This is a genomic window from Gordonia tangerina (genome assembly GCF_021556435.1).
Lineage (GTDB): Bacteria > Actinomycetota > Actinomycetes > Mycobacteriales > Mycobacteriaceae > Gordonia > Gordonia tangerina.
In genome coordinates, this window is record NZ_JAKGCU010000002.1 from 109,852 (window position 1) to 130,265 (window position 20,414).

20 protein-coding genes are annotated in these 20,414 nt (G+C 67.2%); 2 read left to right on the forward strand and 18 right to left on the reverse strand.

Annotated elements, in window-relative coordinates:
• Positions 1–3 precede the first annotated feature (3 nt).
• Entirely contained in the window at positions 4–1,269 is a 1,266-nt protein-coding gene (gene hisS, locus L1892_RS03675) for a histidine--tRNA ligase (protein ID WP_235722100.1), read from the reverse strand.
• Positions 1,266–2,009 carry an MBL fold metallo-hydrolase gene (locus tag L1892_RS03680; protein WP_235722101.1) on the reverse strand — a complete coding sequence of 248 codons (744 nt, stop codon included), beginning with the start codon at positions 2,007–2,009 and terminating at the stop codon, positions 1,266–1,268. Before L1892_RS03680 ends, hisS begins: the two co-directional genes overlap by 4 nt.
• 229 nt (positions 2,010–2,238) lie before the next feature.
• Here L1892_RS03680 and L1892_RS03685 point away from each other — a divergent pair, with 229 nt between their 5' ends.
• Positions 2,239–3,174, forward strand: a complete 936-nt coding sequence (locus L1892_RS03685) for a peptidylprolyl isomerase (RefSeq protein WP_235722102.1) — start codon at positions 2,239–2,241, stop codon at positions 3,172–3,174.
• Between the two features lie 68 nt (positions 3,175–3,242).
• On the opposite strand, the gene L1892_RS03690 is transcribed toward L1892_RS03685, so the two are convergent.
• From L1892_RS03690 to ruvC, 9 genes are all read right to left on the reverse strand, one after another.
• Entirely contained in the window at positions 3,243–5,735 is a 2,493-nt protein-coding gene (locus tag L1892_RS03690) for a RelA/SpoT family protein (RefSeq protein WP_272492737.1), read from the reverse strand.
• A gap of 119 nt (positions 5,736–5,854) precedes the next feature.
• Entirely contained in the window at positions 5,855–6,445 is a 591-nt protein-coding gene (locus tag L1892_RS03695) for an adenine phosphoribosyltransferase (RefSeq protein ID WP_235722103.1), read from the reverse strand.
• Complete coding sequence (locus tag L1892_RS03700; RefSeq protein WP_235722368.1) at positions 6,438–8,093, reverse strand: ABC transporter substrate-binding protein; 1,656 nt, start codon at positions 8,091–8,093, stop codon at positions 6,438–6,440. The genes L1892_RS03695 and L1892_RS03700 overlap by 8 nt, the downstream gene beginning before the upstream one ends.
• Before the next feature lie 64 nt (positions 8,094–8,157).
• Positions 8,158–9,399 (reverse strand): protein translocase subunit SecF, encoded by a 1,242-nt coding sequence (secF, locus tag L1892_RS03705; RefSeq protein ID WP_235722104.1) that lies wholly within the window; start codon positions 9,397–9,399, stop codon positions 8,158–8,160.
• Entirely contained in the window at positions 9,396–11,033 is a 1,638-nt protein-coding gene (gene secD, locus L1892_RS03710; protein WP_235722105.1) for a protein translocase subunit SecD, read from the reverse strand. Before secD ends, secF begins: the two co-directional genes overlap by 4 nt.
• Before the next feature lie 164 nt (positions 11,034–11,197).
• Complete coding sequence (yajC, locus tag L1892_RS03715) at positions 11,198–11,614, reverse strand: preprotein translocase subunit YajC (RefSeq protein WP_235722106.1); 417 nt, start codon at positions 11,612–11,614, stop codon at positions 11,198–11,200.
• Positions 11,615–11,774: 160 nt separating this feature from the next.
• A complete protein-coding gene (gene ruvB / locus L1892_RS03720) occupies positions 11,775–12,863 on the reverse strand; it encodes a Holliday junction branch migration DNA helicase RuvB (protein ID WP_235722107.1) in 1,089 nt (362 codons plus the stop codon).
• Positions 12,864–12,891: 28 nt separating this feature from the next.
• Positions 12,892–13,491: a Holliday junction branch migration protein RuvA gene (gene ruvA, locus L1892_RS03725; RefSeq protein WP_235722108.1), complete on the reverse strand. Its 600-nt coding sequence runs from the start codon at positions 13,489–13,491 to the stop codon at positions 12,892–12,894.
• The gene (ruvC, locus tag L1892_RS03730) at positions 13,488–14,156 is read right to left on the reverse strand and encodes a crossover junction endodeoxyribonuclease RuvC (RefSeq protein ID WP_235722369.1); all 669 of its coding nucleotides are present in this window, start codon (positions 14,154–14,156) and stop codon (positions 13,488–13,490) included. Before ruvC ends, ruvA begins: the two co-directional genes overlap by 4 nt.
• Positions 14,157–14,335: 179 nt before the next feature.
• Between ruvC and L1892_RS03735 the strand changes: the two genes are divergently transcribed.
• Positions 14,336–14,956, forward strand: coding sequence for a nucleoside/nucleotide kinase family protein (locus L1892_RS03735; RefSeq protein ID WP_235722109.1), 621 nt, complete (start codon positions 14,336–14,338; stop codon positions 14,954–14,956).
• Positions 14,957–14,962: 6 nt separating this feature from the next.
• On the opposite strand, the gene L1892_RS03740 is transcribed toward L1892_RS03735, so the two are convergent.
• From L1892_RS03740 to L1892_RS03770, 7 genes are all read right to left on the reverse strand, one after another.
• Positions 14,963–15,715, reverse strand: a complete 753-nt coding sequence (locus tag L1892_RS03740; RefSeq protein ID WP_235722110.1) for a YebC/PmpR family DNA-binding transcriptional regulator — start codon at positions 15,713–15,715, stop codon at positions 14,963–14,965.
• A gap of 96 nt (positions 15,716–15,811) precedes the next feature.
• Entirely contained in the window at positions 15,812–16,441 is a 630-nt protein-coding gene (gene pdxT / locus L1892_RS03745; RefSeq protein WP_235722111.1) for a pyridoxal 5'-phosphate synthase glutaminase subunit PdxT, read from the reverse strand.
• Positions 16,438–17,292: an acyl-CoA thioesterase gene (locus tag L1892_RS03750; protein WP_235722112.1), complete on the reverse strand. Its 855-nt coding sequence runs from the start codon at positions 17,290–17,292 to the stop codon at positions 16,438–16,440. Before L1892_RS03750 ends, pdxT begins: the two co-directional genes overlap by 4 nt.
• A 54-nt stretch (positions 17,293–17,346) precedes the next feature.
• The gene (locus L1892_RS03755) at positions 17,347–17,886 is read right to left on the reverse strand and encodes a helix-turn-helix transcriptional regulator (RefSeq protein WP_235722113.1); all 540 of its coding nucleotides are present in this window, start codon (positions 17,884–17,886) and stop codon (positions 17,347–17,349) included.
• Between the two features lie 84 nt (positions 17,887–17,970).
• Entirely contained in the window at positions 17,971–18,792 is an 822-nt protein-coding gene (locus tag L1892_RS03760; RefSeq protein WP_235722114.1) for a PP2C family protein-serine/threonine phosphatase, read from the reverse strand.
• A gap of 26 nt (positions 18,793–18,818) precedes the next feature.
• The gene (gene pdxS, locus L1892_RS03765; RefSeq protein ID WP_308191650.1) at positions 18,819–19,787 is read right to left on the reverse strand and encodes a pyridoxal 5'-phosphate synthase lyase subunit PdxS; all 969 of its coding nucleotides are present in this window, start codon (positions 19,785–19,787) and stop codon (positions 18,819–18,821) included.
• Between the two features lie 79 nt (positions 19,788–19,866).
• Positions 19,867–20,403, reverse strand: coding sequence for a LemA family protein (locus L1892_RS03770; RefSeq protein ID WP_235722115.1), 537 nt, complete (start codon positions 20,401–20,403; stop codon positions 19,867–19,869).
• Positions 20,404–20,414: the final 11 nt, after the last annotated feature.

Sequence of the window (20,414 nt, forward strand, 5' to 3'; positions counted from 1 at the left end):
TGACTAGCTGAGGATCGAAAGCACCTCGTCCACAATGGAATCCAGCGAGACCTTGCGCTGCTCACCGTTCGACAGATCTTTCACCTCGACCTGGCGATCGGCCAGTTCCCGGTCGCCGAGAACAAGGGCGAGGCGGGCACCGGAACGGTCGGCAGCCTTCATCGCACCCTTGAGCCCCCGGTCACCATAAGCCAGATCGACCGCGATCCCGGCGGCGCGCAGTTGTCCGGCGACACCGACCAATTCAGCCTTGGCGTCCGAACCGAGCGGCACTCCGAACACCCGACACCGTGCGACATCGGCGTGCGCCACGCCTTCGGCTTCCATCGCCAGCATCGTGCGGTCGACACCGAGTCCGAAGCCGATCCCGGAAAGGTCCTGTTTGCCGCCGATCTGCTGCATCAGGCCGTCGTATCGGCCTCCCCCACCGATACCCGACTGGGCACCGAGTCCGTCGTGTACGAATTCGAAGGTGGTCTTCGTGTAGTAGTCGAGTCCCCGCACCAGACGCGGATTGAGTTCGTACGGCACGCCCAGCCGCTTCAGGTGGGTGAGAACCAGATCGAAATGCGCACGCGCATCATCGGAGAGATAGTCGATGAGCAGCGGCGCGTCCGCCGTCGCCTCCTTCACCTCGGGGCGTTTGTCGTCGAGCACGCGCAGCGGGTTGATCTCTGCGCGGCGCCGGGTGGCCTCGTCGAGGTCGAGGCCGAACAAGAACTGCTGCAGGGCCTCCCGATACGGGCCGCGACTGGCGGCGTCACCCAGCGAGGTGATCTCCAGGCGGAATCCGGAGAGCCCCAGACGCCGGTAGCCCTCGTCGGCGACGGCGATCACCTCCGCATCGAGCGCGGGGTCGTCGACACCGATCGCCTCCACGCCGACCTGCTGCAGTTGGCGATACCGACCCGTCTGCGGCTTCTCGTAGCGGAAGAAGGGGCCCGCGTAGCACAGCTTTACCGGCAGCTGCCCCCGATCGAGCCCGTGTTGGATGACGGCGCGCATCACACCGGCCGTGCCCTCGGGGCGCAGCGTCACCGACCGATCTCCACGATCGGCGAAGGTATACATCTCCTTGCTCACCACGTCGGTGGACTCTCCGACGCCCCGAGCGAACAGCGCGGTGTCCTCGAAGATCGGCAACTCGATGTGTCCGTAGCCGGCGCGATGCGCGGCGTCGGTCAGGGTGTCACGAACTCGGCGGAAGTCCGCGGAGGCCGGGGGAAAATAGTCCGGTATCCCCCGCGGAGCGGCAAATTCGGCGCTCACAGTCCGAAACGTCCCTTCTTGGGTGTGGAATCCCCGCGCCCGGGCAGGTCGACGAGGAATGGGTTGCCAGCGCGTTCGGCACCGATCGAGGTCTGTGGGCCGTGCCCCGGAAGCACCTGGGTGTGATCGGGCAACGGCATCAGTTTGGCGGCGATCGAGTCGAGCAACTGCTGATGGTCACCGCCTGGTAGGTCGGTTCGACCTATGGAACCGGCAAACAGGACATCTCCCGAGAAACACACGGGTACGACCTCGGGGACGGAATCGTCGCCCTCGGCGGTGTCTGCTTCCACCGGCACCTCGATGCCGAGCAACACCGATCCCCGGGTGTGCCCCGGAGCGAGGTCGACAGTGATCCGGATACCGGCCAGCTCCACGTCCTCATCGTCGGCGAACTCGACCACCTTCTCCGGCTCGCGAAACTCCATCGAACCGATCAGGCCACCGAGGGCCTGCCCCAACCCCATACCGGGGTCGGTCAGCATCGGCCGATCTGCCGGATGGATATACGCCGGAATGGAGAACTCGTCGCACAGTTCGGTGGCATTCCAGGTGTGATCGAGGTGCCCGTGCGTCAGCAACACCGCGACCGGCGTCAGATCGTGCTCGGCGAGCAGTTCACGAACTCGGACCGCGGCGTCCTGGCCCGGATCGACAATGACCGCCTCTGAGCCCGCCTCATTGGCGAGGAGATAGCAGTTCGTCTGGAACATTCCGGCCGGAAATCCGGTGATCAGCATCTGTCCATTGTGACAAACGGCTCGGCACCTCCACCCGCGACGGTCACGCTCGGAGAATCCGCCGGTTCCGCATGCTCGATTCGCCCCGACCATGGAACTCTCAGGTTCAGCTGGCACACTGGCCTGTCGATGTAGCATCAGCGCCGATTCACGTGCCGCCCGACCGCACGTACGCCCATGCCATCCCCCGGGGGAGCCACGGCACACGACTTCAGGAGGACCCAACCGCGTGTCAAGCAACGAGGAACGCCGCGAAGCCGCCAAGCGCAAGCTCGAGGAGCGCCTCGAGCGGGAGCGGCAGGAGAAGCGGCGGCGCAAGATCATCATCGCCTCCGTATCGACCGTGGTCGTCGTCGCCATCGTGGCCACTGCCACCACGTTGATCGTCAAGAAGGTGCTCGACGATCGCGAGGCAGCCCGCTGGACCGCATGCTCGTACACCGACCAACCCAGTCGCTTCGACGAACTCCCCGACGAGGTACCGGCAGAGGTCCCTGCCGAACAGAGAGCACAGGCCCAGGCCTACCTCGATGAAATGCGTGCCGGCGAGTCCAAACAGCGCACCGCCCCCAAGCCCGACGAGAAGCAACTCAAGGAGGGCACCGCGAACCTGGTGCTCGACACCAACCAGGGCGCAGTTCCCATCACCCTGGACCGCACGGGCGCGCCATGCAACACCGGCGCGGTGATCTCGCTGGCCGAGAACGATTTCTACAACGACACCCCCTGCCACCGACTGACCAACAGCGAGTCGCTCAAGGTGTTGCAGTGCGGCGACCCCACCGGTACCGGTGCCGGTGGTCCGGGATGGTCGAGCCCCGACGAGTTGCCCACCGACCTGAAGCCGGCCGGTGAGCCCGACCCCATGTCGGGAACCGCTCCGGTCATCTACCCGCGTGGCACAGTGGCGATCGCCAACAGCAACAACCCGCAAAGCGGTCAGACCGACACCGGTTCGAGCCAGGTCTTCCTGGTGCTCCAGGACAGCCAGTTGGCGGCGAACTACTCCGTGGTGGGCCAGGTCGACCCTGACGGCCTCACGGTGCTCGACAAGATCGCGGCCAACGGCCTGACGCCGGGGCCGAACGGCAGCGCCGAGGACGGCAAGCCGAAGCAGCCGGTGGAAATCACCTCCGCGACTGTTGATTCGGGCAATCAGGACTGACCCTTCGTGACACTCGGCTAGCGCCTCGCTCCTCAGGGCTCAGGCGGCCGAGGTCACGCTGCTCAGGCTCAGGCGGCTGAGGTCACCCGGTAGACGTCGTAGACGCCTTCGACGTTGCGGACGACGTTGAGCACGTGTCCGAGATGCTTCGGATCGCCCATCTCGAAGGTGAACTTGCTGATAGCCACCCGGTCACGGCTGGTGGTCACCGACGCCGAGAGAATGTTCACGCGCTCGTCGGCAAGCACCTTGGTGACATCCGAGAGCAGCCGATGCCGATCGAGGGCCTCCACCTGGATGGCCACGAGGAACACCGACGACGGTGACGGTGCCCACGAGACGCCGATGATCCGTTCGGACTGCTCACGCAGCGACGCCGCGTTGGTGCAATCGGTGCGATGGACACTGATACCACCGCCGCGGGTCACGAACCCCATGATCTCGTCGCCTGGTACCGGCGTACAACACTTGGCGAGCTTCGCCAACACGTTGTCGAGGCCCTCCACGATGACGCCGGCATCGCCGCCGTGGCGTGTGCGGGTGGGCAATGTGGACGGCGTCGACCGCTCGGCGATCTCGTCCACCGCATCGTCGAGGCCGCCCAGCGACGCCACCAGCCGGTTGACCACGTGTCGCGCGGACACATGATTCTCCCCCACCGCGGTGTAGAGCGCGGTCACATCCTGGTAGCGCAACTCCTTGGCGATCGCAGCCATGGAGTCGGCACTCATCAAGCGCTGCAACGGGAGTCCGCCGCGTCGAACTTCCTTGGCGATCGCCTCCTTGCCGGTTTCCAGCGCTTCTTCACGCCGCTCCTTGGCGAACCACTGCCGGATCTTGGCACGCGCCCGTGGCGACACGACGAAGTTCTGCCAGTCCTTCGAGGGCCCGGCATTGGGTGCCTTCGACGTGAAGACCTCCACCACTTCACCGTTCTCGAGCTTGCGCTCCAGCGCCACCAGCCGGCCGTTGACGCGGGCGCCGATGCAGCGGTGACCGACCTCTGTGTGCACCGCATACGCGAAATCGACCGGCGTGGACCCGGCGGGCAACGTGATCACGTCTCCCTTCGGGGTGAACACGAAGATCTCCTGGACCGCGAGGTCGTAGCGCAGGGACTCCAGGAACTCGCCGGGATCGGCGGCCTCACGCTGCCAATCGAGCAGCTGACGCATCCACGCCATGTCGTCGATCTCGGCGGCGTCGGATTTACGTGGCCCCTTGCCCTTTCCGCGGTTCTCCTTGTAGCGCCAATGGGCGGCGATGCCGAACTCGGCGGTCCGATGCATCTCGTGAGTCCGGATCTGCACCTCGAGCGGCTTGCCCTCCGGGCCGATCACCGTCGTGTGCAACGACTGGTACACCCCGAACCGGGGCTGGGCGATGTAGTCCTTGAATCGACCCGCCATCGGCTGCCACAACGAATGAACCACGCCGACCGCGGCGTAGCAGTCACGCACCTCATCACACAGGATGCGGATCCCGACGAGGTCGTGGATATCGTCGAAGTCACGGCCCTTGACGATCATCTTCTGATAGATCGACCAGTAGTGCTTCGGCCGACCCTCGACGGTCGCGGAGATCCGGGCGCCGCCGAGCGCATTGTTGATGTCGGCGCGCACCCGAGCCAGATACGTGTCCCGCGACGGTGCCCGATCGGCGACGAGCCGGACGATCTCCTCGTAACGCTTGGGATGCAGGATGGCGAACGACAGATCCTCGAGTTCCCATTTGACCGTCGCCATACCCAGTCGATGCGCGAGCGGCGCAATGACTTCCAGGGTCTCGCGGGCCTTGCGCGCCTGCTTCTCCGGCGGTAGGAACCGCATCGTACGCATGTTGTGCAGCCGGTCGGCCACCTTGATGACCAAGACCCGCGGGTCTCGCGCCATCGCGATGATCATCTTGCGGATCGTCTCGGCCTCGGCAGCGCTGCCCAACGCCACCTTGTCCAGCTTGGTCACGCCGTCGACGAGGTGCGCCACTTCGGCGCCGAAATCCTTCTCCAGCTGATCGAGGGAGTAGCCGGTGTCCTCGACGGTGTCGTGCAGCAGGGCCGCCACCAGCGTCGTGGTGTCCATCCCGAGGTCGGCCAGAATCGTCGCGACGGCCAGCGGATGGGTGATGTAGGGGTCACCGGACTTACGCTTCTGGCCGGTGTGCCGCTCATCGGCAACGTCATAGGCGTGCTGCAGCAGCGCGACATCGGCCTTCGGGTAGATCTCCCGATGCAGCGTCGCAAGTGGTTCGAGCACCGGCCGCACCGGGCTGCGGGTGGCGGTCATCCGCCGGGCCAGACGCGCCCTGACTCGTCGCGACGCCGAGGTGGACGGTGGTGCCAGTGTCTCGGTACGCGCTGCCCGAGCGCTTTCGTCGGCGGCGCCCGCACTGCCCGGCGCACCGGCAGCGGTGGGCGCGCCGGCGGGGATGGGCGCGCCACCGTCGCCTTGTGGTGGCGCCGACCGTCCGTTCGCCGCGGTGTCCGTACGGAGAGGCCGGGCATCTGCACTCGACGTCCCCGTCTGCTCCTGACGGGAATCGGTGTCGACCTCGTCGTGCATCCTGACCTCCTTCCGGTGATGTCACCGATGACAGCAACACCGGTTGAGGCGAGTCTAGTCCGCCTGACGATCCCGGACCGCGCGCTGCCGAGCGGACGGCGCGCGCAGGTATCCGATGATCACCCTGTCGTCACCGCGTGTACCGGCAGCTGCGCACCCAAGCCGCGCGCAATGGTGCCGCGACCGTCGAGGCCGTCGAGTTCCATGATGACGGCCACGCCGACCACGACTCCCCCGGCGCGACCGAGCAGTTCCGCCGCCGCAACGGCCGTCCCACCGGTCGCCAACACGTCATCGACCAGCAGGATCCGCTGGGTGGCGACATCGACCGCATTCGCCGGGATCTCGAGGGTCGCCGTGCCGTACTCGAGTGTGTAGGTGACGCTGTGTACGGGTGGCGGCAGCTTGCCGCCCTTGCGCACCGCCAGCACTCCGACACCGAGCTCTCGCGCCACCGCGCCGCCGAGTAGGAAGCCGCGGGCATCGATCCCGGCCACCAGATCGACGTCGCTGCACCCGTGGGTCAATGCGGTGACGATCGCGGCCAAGCCGACCGGGTCGGCCAACACCGGGGTGAGGTCCTTGAAGTCGATACCGGGCTCCGGGAAGTCCGGAACCAGTCGAGCGTGATCGGCGATGGCCTGCCGCGCGCGGGTCACCGCCCGGTCTGTCGTCTCGTCGCCACCGGACACTTGCGCTGCGTCAGTCACGTACCGTCCACCGATCCATGTTCCATCCGGTCCCGTTGCGGCCCAGCCCCGCCACAACATTATCGACCCCGGGACCGAACACCTGCATCCGCGGCGCGGCGAAAAGCGGGATCGACGGCAGCGTCGCCCACGCGGTGTTCTCGATCGTGCGCACCAGCTCGAGTCGGTCGGCTGCCAGGTCCGCGGCGACCAGCCGGTCGATGGCACCACTGACCTGCGGGTTGCGGTAGTTGTTGATGTCCAGCGGATCGCCACCGCGCAGCGCGAAGGCATCGCGCGACGGATTCGCCGCCCCGGCTGCGGCGAACGACGCCCCGTTCGCCACGATCAGGGCGTCGACCTCGCCGCCCAGCGCACCCGTGGTGATGTCGGCCGACCCCGCGTCGACCACCTCGATGCCCACCTGCCGGCAAGAGTCGGCGATGGCGGCCACCATCTGCGCTCGTCGTTGCATCGGCGCGAGATATCCGATCCGGACCGTCATGGGAGTGTCGCCGGCCTCGGCGCCGAGGGTGCGCGCCCGGTTCAGGTTGGGCCGCGCATAGGCCCTGCCGAACGCGCCGTTGAGCTGGCCGGCCAGGTTGTCGGCCGGCGCGAGTACCCGAAGATTCCAGATCTGGGCGCCCTGTCCGAATTGGCGGGCGAGCGCATCACGCGGAACACATGATGCGAACGCCTGCCGGGCATTGAGCTCCGCAAACACCCCGCGCTGGGCGAGTACCAACTCTTCCACCGCGAGCGCGCGGTTCGGCTTCGGCAATGGGATCCGGGTTTCCTCGGCCCCCGCGGGCACCAGCTCCCCGCCGACGATGCCCGAACTGACATCGGCGATGTCGAAGTCACCGTCGGCCAGTCGGCGCTCGGCGTCGGTGCCGCGCCCCCACAAGACGATCCGTGACACCGCAGGGGCGTCGCCCCACCACGATTCGTTGGCGACCAACTCCAGGCCACCCGACTGCGAGTACTGCTGCACCCGGTACGGCCCCGAGGCGGGGAAACGTGCCTGATCGACGGTCCCCGGGGTCAGGTCGAAACCCGTGTTCCACGCATCGGCGATCTTGTTGATCGCGGTCCGATCGCCGGAGCGGATCGGCCGCACGACGTCACCGACACCGGCCAGGCGCGCGACGACGTGTGCCGGCAGCAAGGTGCCCGCACCGAACAGCGACAGCCAGTCGCGGTAGTCACGGCCGCGCGCAAAGCGCACGGTCGCGGTCTTCGAAGCGAGATCGCAGTCCACGGCCTCGATGTCGCGGTATCCGGCCGTCGTGGCCGGCGCGAACCCCGGGAATCGCCCACTCATCGCCGCCCAGGCCAGCACCAGGTCGTCGCAGTCGAGGGCCGTCTCGTCGGAGAACCGCGCAGCCGGCGAGAAGTCGTAGCGCAACGTGAGACCGGCGCCCGGGACCGGTGTCACGGTACCGATGTCACGGTCAGGGGTCACCTGACCGGACGCGCCGAGATAGCTGAACCCCGGCAGCATCCGGGTGGTCGCCATCAACACGCCGCCGGCGTTGCCGTCGACGGTGTTCGCGTTGTAGGTGTCGAGCCGCGCGTCGAGGGCGTAGTCGATCGAGGGCGGGCCTTCCTCGCCGCAGGCGGTCAACAGTCCCGTCAGCAGCAACACCACCGCCACGCAGGTGGCCATTGTCACGGGCAGGCCGGTTCGTCGGCGGGCGCCCGACCCGCTCCGCACAGTCACGTCCCGTACATTAACGCGCCCGGCGTGGCTTCCCGGTCGGGGTCTGGGGCGCGTCGGCATCGGCCGGGTTGGCGCGCCGGCGGCCCGACGGGCGGCCACGGGCCGGTCGCGGATCGTCGGTGAGATCGTCGCCCGCCTCCACACGGGCGCGGCGATCGAGTACCCGTTTGGTGTGCCGCGAGATGTCCGCGCGCCGTTCTTTCAACGTCACCAGCAGCGGGGCCGCCAGGAAGATCGACGAGTAGGCACCGACCACCACGCCGACGAGCTGGATGAGGCCGAGGTCCTTGAGCGTGCCGACGCCGAGCATCCAGACCGCGATCACCATCAACGCGATGATCGGCAGCACCGAGATGACAGTGGTGTTGATCGAGCGCATCAGGGTCTGGTTGACCGCGAGGTTGGCCTGTTCGGCGTAGGTACGTCGGGTGGTCTGCAGGACCGACCGCGTGTTCTCGGAGACCTTGTCGAACACCACGACGGTGTCGTAGATCGAGAAGCCGAGGATGGTGAGCAGACCGATGACCGTTGCCGGAGTGACCTCCCATCCGACCAGCGAGTAGACACCGGCGGTGACGATGATGTCGAAGAACAGTGAGGTGAGCGCTGCCACCGACATCTCCCGGTCGAACCGGATCGTGATGTAGATGAACACGATCACCAAGAACACCACCAGGGCGATCAGCATCTTCTCGGTGATCTCGCCGCCCCAAGTCGAGCTGACGTCGGACGAGCTGACCTCCGCGGTGGTCAGTTCCGGCGCGAACCGGTCAGCCAATGCTCGGGTGATCTGTTCGGTTTGGGCCGCGGTGAGGGTCTCGGTCCGCACCTGCACCGTCTCGGCGGATCCCGATCCAGCCGTCTGCACCGATTCCGGTTCCTCGCCGAGCGTCTCGGCGAACACCTCTTCGACGGCGTCGGTGGTGACGCCGGCCGAAACAGGGATGGACACCTGAGTGCCCCCCTCGAAGTCGATACCGAGGGTGAAGCCACGGATGGCGATCGACCCGATGCAGATGGCGAGGATCACCGCGGTGACGATGTACCAGGTCCGCCGCGACGGGATGATCCCGAACGCACCGGTACCGGTGTACAGCCGCGAGAGGAACGAGCGGTCCTTCTCGGCGACGTAGTTGGCGTCGGAGGGGCCGGCCGGTCCCTGCTCGACTGTGGTTTCGGAGGTGACCTCGCCGACCACGGCGCTGCGTCCTCCGCCGTCCCGCCCGGAATTGGGGCGTTGCGCATTGGTCATTTCGCCGATCCTTCCGTCGCCGCGACCCGCTCAGATCGCTCGGCCACGCGACGGCGCCGAGCCACCTCGCTGACCGCGCCGAGACCGTTGACCTTCGGTCGTGACAAGAACTCCGACCGACTGGCCAGCACCACGAGCGGATGAGTCACCAGGAACACCACCACGACGTCGAGAATCGTCGTGAGACCCAATGTGAAGGCGAATCCGCGGACCTCGCCGATGGCCAGCACATAGATCACCGCCGCGGCGATGAAGCTGACCGCGTTGCCCGACCAGATGGTGCGGCGGGCACTGGCCCAACCGCGAGGCACCGCGGAGCGGAAACTTCGTCCCTCGCGCATCTCGTCCTTGATCCGCTCGAAGTACACGACGAACGAGTCGGCGGTCATACCGATACCGATGATGAGTCCGGCGATGCCGGCGAGATCGAGAGTGAAACCGATCCACCGGCCGAGCAGCACGATGATCCCGTAGACCATCGCGCCGGCCAGCACCAACGACAGCATCGTCAGGATGCCGAGCATCCGGTAGTAGAGCAGCGCATAGATCAGCACCGCGATCATGCCGACGGCTCCGGCGATGAGGCCGGCCTTGAGCGAGGACAGTCCCAGCGTCGCCGATACCGTCTCTGCGTCGGACGCCTCGAAGGACAACGGCAGCGAACCGTATTTGAGGACGTTGGCGAGGTCTTTCGCATCCTGCTGGGTGAAGTCGCCGCTGATCTCGGTCTGGGGTGTGGTGATCGCACCCTGGATCTGCGGGGCGGAGACGACCTTGGTGTCAAGGGTGAAGGCGGTCTGCTTACCGATGTTCTGGGCGGTGTAGGTCGGCCAGAAGTCCCTCGCCTCGTTCTTGAACTCCACCTGCACGACCCACGAGCCGGCCTGCTGGGTGGTACCCGCCGACGCGTTGGCGATGTCGCGTCCGTCGATGATCTCGGGACCGAGCAGGTACACCTCGCTGCCATCCTCTGAACAGGCGACGAGGTACTGATCGGGCAGGTCATTGCCCTGCAATGCGTCATACGAGTCGGGCGAACAGTCCATCTTGGCCATCTGCGCGTTCAACGCGTCGAGATTGGCTCCCTCGGGGGCCTGCCGCAGTTCGCGTTGTTCGGCGATGGCGGCCGCCTGCGTGGCGTCGTCCTCGGGAGAGTCCTGCGCAGCGGAGTTCTGTCCGTCGCCACCCTCAGCGTTCTGATCGTCGGCGTCCGGCTGTGGCGTCGCGGGCGCCACATTTTCCACCGGTCGGACGAACAATCGGGCCGTCTGCCCGAGCGTGCGCGCCTGGGCGCCGTCGTCACCGGGAACGGTGATGACCAGATTGTCGCCGTTGACGACCACCTCGGACCCCGAGACACCGAGTCCGTTGACGCGCTGCTCGATGATCTGCTTCGCCTGGTCGAGCTGCTCGCGCGAGGGAGGCTGCCCGTCCGGGGTACGCGCGGTGAGCGTCACCCGCGTACCGCCTTGCAGGTCGATACCGAGCTTCGGGGTCGGCGATCCACCTCCGGTGAAGAAGACCAGCCCGTAGACGACGGCCAACAACACGAAGAATGCGGTCAGGGGTCTCCACGGTGGAATCTCACGTGGAGGTCCCGACCGCTTCGCCGACGCCCGGCGGGGTGTGGTCACAGGTGTTCTAGTCTCCTAGGAAAGCGCGTGCGGACACGACCGGTCGGCACGCGCGCCCGATCCGGTCGGACGCTCACTCTACTGACTCCGCGGTAACCACCGGTTCTCCGGTGGTCACCTGCGGCTCGGACCGGGCGGACCGCCGAGCGCGACCCGCTCCCGGGTCACTTGTCGTCGGTCGTACCCTCGCCCGGGCGATCGGCGGAGTAGCTGTCGTCGGTGCGCGACTCGGTGCCCGGGTTCTCGATCTGCCCCGCGTCCGCGTCCTCGTCGAGTGCTTCGGGACGAGTGCTCAGCGCACCCGGGTACGTCTCGGCGGCCTCGTCGGTGGGCACCACGCGCACGATGGCCTGACGACTGAACCGGGTCACCACACCGGTGGCGATCTCCAGGTCGACGAAATCGGGTGTGGACTCGACGACGGTCGCGTACATGCCGGCCGTCAGTTGAACGCGGGCCCCGGTGGCCACGGAGTTCTGCATGTCCTGCATCTCGGTCATGCGCTTCTTCTGCTTACGGATGCTCAGGAACATGAATCCGGCCAGCAAGGCCAGCAAAAGGGGGAAGAAGAGGGACTCCATGACGGCAACAATCCTTGTCGGTTCGGTCGTGGTGATTTCAGGGCTTTTGCCCGTTTCGACCGCTCAGGTGGCGGCCGATCGCAGGCACGCTCGGACACACCAACTCATCCGGCGGCTCCAACCAGTGTGCCACGTCCCGTGGGGTGGTCCCGCGAGCCGGTCACAGGTCGTCGAAGAGACTGTCGGTGATGACGTCGCGGCTACGCACCCCGAAACTGGCATTCATGGCCCCCGCCGGTGGTGTGAGGCCGAGGTGATGCCAGGCCGCCGCTGTCGCCACCCGCCCGCGTGGGGTCCGCGCCATCATCCCGGCCCGCACGAGGAACGGTTCGCAGACCTCTTCGACTGTGGCGGGTTCCTCCCCGACTGCCACCGCGAGCGTCGAGACACCGACCGGCCCGCCACCGAATCCCCGCACCAGCGATCCCAACACGGCACGGTCCAGCCGATCGAAGCCGAGGTCATCGACGTCATAGACGGCGAGTCCGGCCCGTGCGATATCCACGGTGATCACGCCGTCGCCACGGACCTCGGCGTAGTCGCGGACGCGGCGCAGCAGACGATTGGCGATCCGCGGGGTGCCCCGCGACCGCCGCGCGACCTCGGTGGCCGCGTCGTCGCGCAACCGGATACCGAGGATGCCCGCCGATCGGCGCAGCACCTGCACGAGGTCGTCGGTCTCGTAGAACTCCATGTGCGCGGTGAACCCGAACCGGTCACGCAGCGGGCCGGTGAGTGATCCCGATCGAGTGGTGGCGCCGACGAGCGTGAACGGGGCGACGTCCAAGGGAATCGAGGTGGCACCCGGCCCCTTGCCGACGACGACGTCGACGCGGAAGTCCTCCATGGCGAGGTACAGCATCTCCTCGGCAGGACGGGCGATGCGATGGATCTCGTCGATGAACAGCACGTCCCCATCGACGAGGTTGGACAGCATCGCCGCCAGGTCACCGGCGCGTTCGAGCGCGGGCCCGGAGGTCACCCGGATGGCGGCCCCCATCTCGGCGGCGATGATCATCGCCAGCGAGGTCTTGCCCAGCCCGGGTGGGCCCGACAACAGGATGTGATCGGGGGTGCTGCCCCGGCCCTTCGCGCCATGCAGCACCAGCTCGAGCTGCTCGCACACACGGGGTTGACCGATGAAGTCGGCCAGCGATCGCGGCCGCAGCCCCGCGTCGAAGTCGCCGTCGGCATGCAACTCGTCGGGACTCACCGGGCGATCGTCGGGATCGGGCGAGGTCTCTGTCACGCGGTCTCCCCCACTGTCATGTGGTCGTTCATCGGCTCTTTCCCATCAGGGCCAACGACTTGCGTAGCACGGTGGAGGCATCGGCATCGGGCTCGTCGGCGAGCACCGCCGTGACGGCCTTGTCGGCCGGTGCGGCGGTGAACCCCAACCCCACCAGCGCTTCGGCGACCTGATCACGAATCGACCCGGCGACCGGCGACGCGGCCACTCCCGCTTGACCCGCCGTCGGCGCGTCGACCTTGTCGCGCAGTTCCACCACCAGTCGCTCCGCTACCCGTTTACCCACTCCCGGCACCGTGGTCAGTGCCTTGACGTCGGACTCGGCGAGCGCGCGGCGCAGCGAGGTGGGTTCGAGAACCGCCAAGACCGCCATCGCCAGGCGTGGCCCGACACCGGTGACGGTCTGCAGAAGGGTGAACAGCGCTCGCGCATCGGAGTCGGTGAACCCGTACAGGGTCATCGAGTCCTCGCGCACGATCATCGACGTGAGCAAGGTGGCTTCCTCGCCACGACGCACCGCGCCGACCGTCGCCGGCGTCACCAGCACTCGGTAGCCGACGCCCCCACAGTCGATGACGAGGTGATCGAGGGCCACATCCACCACTGGCCCACGCACCGACGCGATCATGCCACTCCCCCGTTCCCGGCCCGGGTCCTACCCGCCTGGCTCTTGTTCGTCTGGTTCGCGGACTGCTGGGCCCGGCCGCTATGCGTCGCGCCGGGTTGCACTGCGCGTTCCCGACCAGCCTGGGCGATCCGCGACCGGTGTCGTCGGGCCAGCTCGTCGGCACGGCGCTGTGCCTGCGCCATCTTCTCCGTCATCGGCCCCCGCCAGCAGTGGCAGATCGCCAGCGCCAGCGCGTCTGCGGCATCGGCCGGTCGAGGTTTGGTCTGCATCCCCAGAATCCGCGTCACCATCGCAGTGACCTGGGCCTTGTCGGCGCGGCCACTACCGGTGACCGCGGCCTTGACCTCAGATGGCGTGTGAAACCGCACCGGGACGTCGCGCTGTCCTGCGGCCAGCGCGATGACCCCGCCGGCCTGCGCGGTACCCATCGCGGTCGACACCTGATTCTGGGCGAAGACGCGCTCGATCGCGACCACATCGGGTTGGTGCACGTCGAGCCAGTGACAGGCGGCGGTGTACACCGCCATCAGCCGGTCGGCGAGCTCCATGTCCGCGGAGGTCCGCACCACGTCGACGTCGAGCGCGGTGACCGTGCGCCCGCGTCCCGACTCGACCAGCGCGATCCCGCACCGCGTCAATCCGGGATCGACTCCCATCACGCGCACACGCACCTCCGTCACCGCTTCGATGTTCCGAACAGTTGTTCGAGATTCTATCGGCCGCATCCGACACCACCCGCGAACAACACGCAGTGACACGCATGCGCGCCGCACGACTTCGGACCGCACGAATGCGGACTGCACGAGTGCGGACCGGTGAGCAACACGACACAATGGCGGACGCCATGGCCACCTATGAACCGATCACCCCCGACCGCCTCGAACAGATGTGTGCCGATGTCGCCGAACTCCACTCAGGCATCCACATCATGGCGATCGACGGTGCCGACGCGGCGCGACCAGTCGATCTTGCCGAACGGGTCGCCACCCGGCTCACCACACGGGGTCGTGCTGCGGCCGTCGTCTCGACGGCCGATTTCCTCCGGCCCGCCTCGCTCCGCCTTGAATACGGACACACCGACACCGAGAGTTATCGCGCAATCTGGTTCGACCACGATGCCTTACGCCGTGAGGTGATCGAGGCCGTCCGCGACCACGGTCGCTGGCTGCCCAGACTCTGGAATGCCCCGCGCGACCGATCATTTCGTGACGCTCCACGTCCGGCCGCCGCCGACCAGGTCATCCTCATTGCCGGCCCTCTGCTACTCGGTTCCGGACTCGACGTCGACACGACCATCGCACTGCTGATGAGTGAGGGCGCCCTGCGCAGACATACACCGCCCGGTATGGCCTGGACGATCCCCGCGCTGCTGGCCGGCGCGGAAGATGCCCCGCGTGCCGACATCGACGTGCGCTACGACCACCCGGACCGGCCGGCCATCCGCATGCGACGCCGTGCGGGATGACGCCGGTCAGGCGTCGAGTTCGGCGAGTACCTCGTCGCTGACGTCGACGTTGCTGTAGACGTTCTGCACGTCGTCGGAGTCCTCGAGTGCGTCGATGAGTTTGAACACCTTGCGCGCGCCCTCGGCGTCCACCGGTACGTCCACCGACGCCCGGAACGCTGCCTCGGCAGAGTCGTAGTCGATGCCGGCATCGACCAGCGCCGTTCGCACCGCGACGAGGTCGGTCGGTTCGCTGACCACCTCGAACGATTCGCCGAGGTCGTTGACCTCCTCGGCGCCGGCGTCCAGTACGGCCAGCAGAACGTCGTCCTCGGACTGCCCGTTCTTCTCCAGCGTGACCACACCCTTGCGGGTGAACAAGTACGCCACCGAGCCGGGATCGGCCATGTTGCCGCCGTTACGCGTCATCGCGGTGCGCACCTCGCCGGCCGCGCGATTGCGGTTGTCGGTCAGGCACTCGATGAGGATCGCCACCCCGTTGGGCCCGTAGCCCTCGTACATGATGGTCTGCCAGTCGGCGCCGCCGGCCTCTTCGCCCGCGCCGCGCTTGCGCGCACGCTCGATGTTGTCGTTGGGTACCGAGGTCTTCTTCGCCTTCTGGATGGCGTCGTACAGTGTCGGGTTGCCGGCCGGGTCGCCGCCACCGGTCCTTGCCGCGACCTCGATGTTCTTGACCAGTTTGGCGAACATCTTGCCGCGCTTGGCATCGATGGCCGCCTTCTTGTGCTTGGTGGTGGCCCATTTGGAATGGCCGCTCATGACACTCCCGCATCCGTATAGACGTCAATGACGAACGTGACCGTGCGATGACGATCCGCCCAACTCCTCGATCTTACCGGTGCGGGTTGTCGAGGCTCACACTCCCGACTCCCGCACCATCTCCACGAAGTAGCGGTGCACTCGGCGGTCCCCGGTCACCTCCGGGTGAAACGAGGTGGCCAGGACGTTGTTCTGCCGGACCGCAACGATCCGGTCCTTCGCGGGCCCCTCGGGCACCCGGGCGAGTACCTGCACGTCGGGCGTGATCGACTCCACCCACGGAGCGCGGATGAACACCGCCCGCATCGGCGGGTCACCCGCGGAATCGGTGACGCCATGGAACTGCAGATCTGTCTCGAAGCTCGCCACCTGACGTCCGAAAGCGTTGCGCCGCACAGTGATGTCCAATGCATCGAGATGACGGGCGTCGGGCCGGGTGTCGAGGATGGTGGTGGCCAGCATGATCATGCCGGCGCACGACCCATACGCCGGCATGCCGGCGGCCAGCCGCTCACGGAGTGGGTCGTACAGATCCAGGACACCGAGCAGGTGGCTCATGGTGGTGGATTCACCACCGGGGATGACGATGGCATCGACGTCGGCGAGTTCTGCCGGCCGTCGGACCGTCACCGGTTGTGCGTCGGCCTCGGACAGTGCCGCCAGGTGCTCACGGACATCACCCTGCAGTGCGAGCACACCGATCCGCGGATTTCCGACGGCGCTCACCGGTCCCGCCGCGCGTGCTGATCGGCCGGCATGTCGCGCCCCGTCCGACTCAGGCCTTCTTGGGTGACGGCGGCGACCATCCGACCCTCCAGATCGAAGATCCGCCCCTGGGTCAACGCACGCCCGGCGTCCGCGGAGGGCGAGGTCTGGTCGTACAGCAACCATCCGTCGGCGCGGAACGGCCGCATGAACCACATCGCATGGTCCAAGGATGCGGCTTGCGGTTCCACCCCCGGATGCGGCACCTTCGACGACCCCAACAGGGTCATGTCGCTCATGTAGGCGAGCGTGCCCACGTGGAACACCTGGTCATCGGGCAACCGACGGCGATGGCGGAACCACACACGCTGCTGCGCCGCGAAATAGCTCGAGGTCGGCATCTGCTCGCGCGGCACCAGGCGCAGATCGAACTCCTGCCATTCCTTGAAGACTGCCTTCGCTTCGTCGGACAGCTCGTTCATCTGGTCGGGTAGATCGTCGGGCGACGGAACCGGGGGCATCCGGTCCTGATGCTCGATGCCGTGGTCGGTCCGCACATGAAACGACGCCGACATGGTGAAGATGGCCTCGCCCTGCTGGATGCCGGTCACCCGGCGCGTCGTGAACGACCGGCCGTCGCGAATGCGGTCGACGAGAAACACCGCCGGCAGGTCGGGGTTCCCCGGACGGAGGAAGTAGCCGTGCAGCGAGTGCACCGCGAAGTCGGCGTCGACGGTGCGCGTCGCCGACATGAGAGCCTGGCCTGCGACCTGGCCGCCGAAGGTGCGTTGCAGATGGCTACGGAACGCCGGCCCGCGGTAGATGTCGGTCTCGATCGCCTCGACCTGGAGGATCTCCTCGATGGTTGCCACGGGAAAACAGTATCGCGCGCACCGTCGCGATCTGTTCGGTGCGGTGGGGCCGCGTCAGAGTTCGTCGAGGGTGATCAAGCCATCCTGGACCGCCCGCGCCACCAGGGCCGCCTTTGTCGGCGCCGGCCGACCGACATCGGCGTACTTGGCCCGAATGCGCGTGAGATGGGTGTTCACCGTGCCGAGTGAAATGTACAACGATTGCGCCACAGCGGGTTTCGTCTCCAGCATCAACCAGGTCCGAAGCACCTCGATCTCCCGGACGGTCAGCGTGGGACTCTCGAGACCGGCGGCTGGGGCACCGCACATACAGCGCGACGATCCCACACCGGCCACCGCATCGTCGGTGACCAGCGTCATGGCGGTAGCCTCTCGTGACTCGTGACGCAGGCCGTCGGTGTGCTCAGCCGATCCCGGCAGCGGCATCCGACGCTGCGCGAGCCGCGCGAGCGCCTCCTGCCGCCTGCGCAGAGCCTCGGCTTCGCGACGGGCCTCGCGCGCACCGCCGACCCGATCGGCGCCACGCACTGTGCGATGAGTAGCGGGGCGAACAGCTGCGTGACGTGGCGCGATCTGATGGGCGATGCCGGTCATGATTGTCCTCACTCCTCGTGGGGCAGACGAGGTGTCTGGCCCGCTGTCGTGAGTTAGACGCAGCAGCCCGCCGTGAGGTTCCCGTCAATTGTCGTGGGCATCGACATCGTCGCCGTCGGCGGACGCCGCCCGTACGGCGACGACCACCACCGTCACGTTGTCGTGGGCGCCGAGCGCCAAGGCGGCGTCCACCAGTGCCGCGGCAGCCTTCTCGGCACCGTCGGCGTCGGCGAGGATCTCGGCGATCTCCTCGTCGGGCAGCTCACCGGTGAGACCGTCCGAACACACCAGGAGCGTGTCGCCGGGCAACGCCGGCATCGAGAAGAAGTCGGCCTCGGGCTCCACAATTCCCGCGCCCAGCGCGCGCGTGATCACATTGCGCCGCGGATCGACCCGGGCCTGTTCGGGGGTCAGGAAACCGGCGTCGACGAACTCCTGGACCTGCGAATGGTCGACGGTCAACTGGGTCAGCACCCCGGCCTGCATCCGGTAGGTCCGCGAGTCTCCGATGTTGAGCACCAACCAGTGCGGTGCGTGGTCGTGTGTCACCAGCACCGCACCGGTGGCCGTCGTTCCGGCGCGGCGCTCGGTCTCGGTCGCGATCTCACCGATGCGATCCTGCGCCCGGGTGAGGGATTCGATCAGCTCGAGTTGGGTCTGCGTCTGATCGTGCAGGCTGTCAACGTCGGCCAGCGTCAGCAATGCCGTCTCACTGGCGACCTCACCGCTGTCGTGTCCACCCATCCCGTCGGCGAGCAGATACTTCCCCGGCGCGATGAGGGCGGCGTCCTCATTGGCCTCCCGGACCCGTCCCACATTGCACACGGCGGCCCAATCGAGATGCAGGCCGGCCAGGGTGTCGGTGCCGCAGCGGGACTCGTCCCGCACGATGGTCGCCGCGTCCATGATCAGCAGATCCTACGGCAGATCGGCTACCAGCCTCGTTCGGCGAGGCGGTGTGGCTGCGGAATGTCGTCGACGTTGATGCCGACCATCGCCTCACCGAGCCCGCGCGACACCTTCGCCAGCACGTCGGGATCGTCGTGGAAGGTGGTGGCCTGCACGATCGCCGCCGCACGCTGAGCCGGGTTACCCGACTTGAAGATCCCCGACCCGACGAACACACCCTCGGCACCGAGTTGCATCATCATCGCCGCATCGGCCGGGGTGGCGATACCACCGGCGGTGAACAGCGTGACCGGCAGTTTGCCGGCCTGCGCGACCTCGACGACCAGGTCGTAGGGCGCCTGCAGCTCCTTGGCCGCCACATACAGCTCGTCTGTGGGCAACGACGTCAACCGGCGGATCTCATCGCGGATCTTGCGCATGTGCGTGGTCGCGTTCGACACGTCACCGGTGCCGGCCTCCCCCTTGGAACGGATCATCGCCGCACCCTCGGTGATCCGGCGCAACGCCTCACCCAGATTGGTGGCGCCACACACGAACGGCACCGTGAACGCCCACTTGTCGATGTGATTGGCATAGTCGGCCGGGGTCAACACCTCCGACTCGTCGACGTAGTCCACGCCGAGGCTCTGCAGCACCTGAGCCTCCACGAAATGCCCGATCCGCGCCTTGGCCATCACCGGGATCGACACCGCCGAGATGATCCCGTCGATCATGTCGGGATCGCTCATCCGCGAGACACCACCCTGGGCACGGATGTCGGCCGGGACGCGCTCGAGCGCCATCACCGCCACCGCACCGGCATCCTCGGCGATCTTGGCCTGCTCAGCGGTGACCACATCCATGATGACGCCACCCTTGAGCATCTCGGCCATGCCGCGCTTCACCCGGGCGGTACCCTGCCCGACGGTCGGCGCCGGGTCGTGCCCGCCGTGGCCGTTGACGGTGTTCGGGGTGTCCGGTCCGGGATTGTTCCCTGACTGGAATTGACTCACTGATGTCTCCTGATGTCGTCATTCCGGCACCTGGTGCCGGGTCCGCGTGAGGCGGGCTGTCCCACAAGTCTAGGCGAGGTCAGGAACCGCTCGCCGGGGTGACCCGTTCGACGATCTCGAAGAACTGCGGCAGTTCGGCGGTGCCGCCCAGATGCAGCCACACCACGAGCCGACGCTCGGCCAGATTGCGGGTGTCACGCACCGCGTCGTTGTAGAACCGTCGGGCCATCATGATGCGGGTCTCGGCGTCGGCGAGCTCTACCACGAGGCCCTGCGGACGCGACCCGGTGTCGAGTTGGGCGAGCAACGTCGAGACGGCGTTCTCGGCCTGCTCCCGCGAGTCCGGCACAGCATGCTCGGCCTGATCGGCCGCGGCCGCCAGGTCCTGTCCCACCGCCCGGACCTGGTCGTCGTAGCCGGCGATCATCCCGGCTGCGATGGACCGGGCGACCACCGCGCGGCGCGCCAGCGCGGCGTCGAGAGCCTGGCGCGCCAGGTCGACGCGGACGTTGAGCCGGTCAAGTCGGTTCGCGGTCTGGAAGGCCCAGCCGGCGGCGAGCACGACGACGAACACGATCGCCACGATCAGCGCGACGGTCCAACCCGAGATGGTCATTGCGTGCCCTC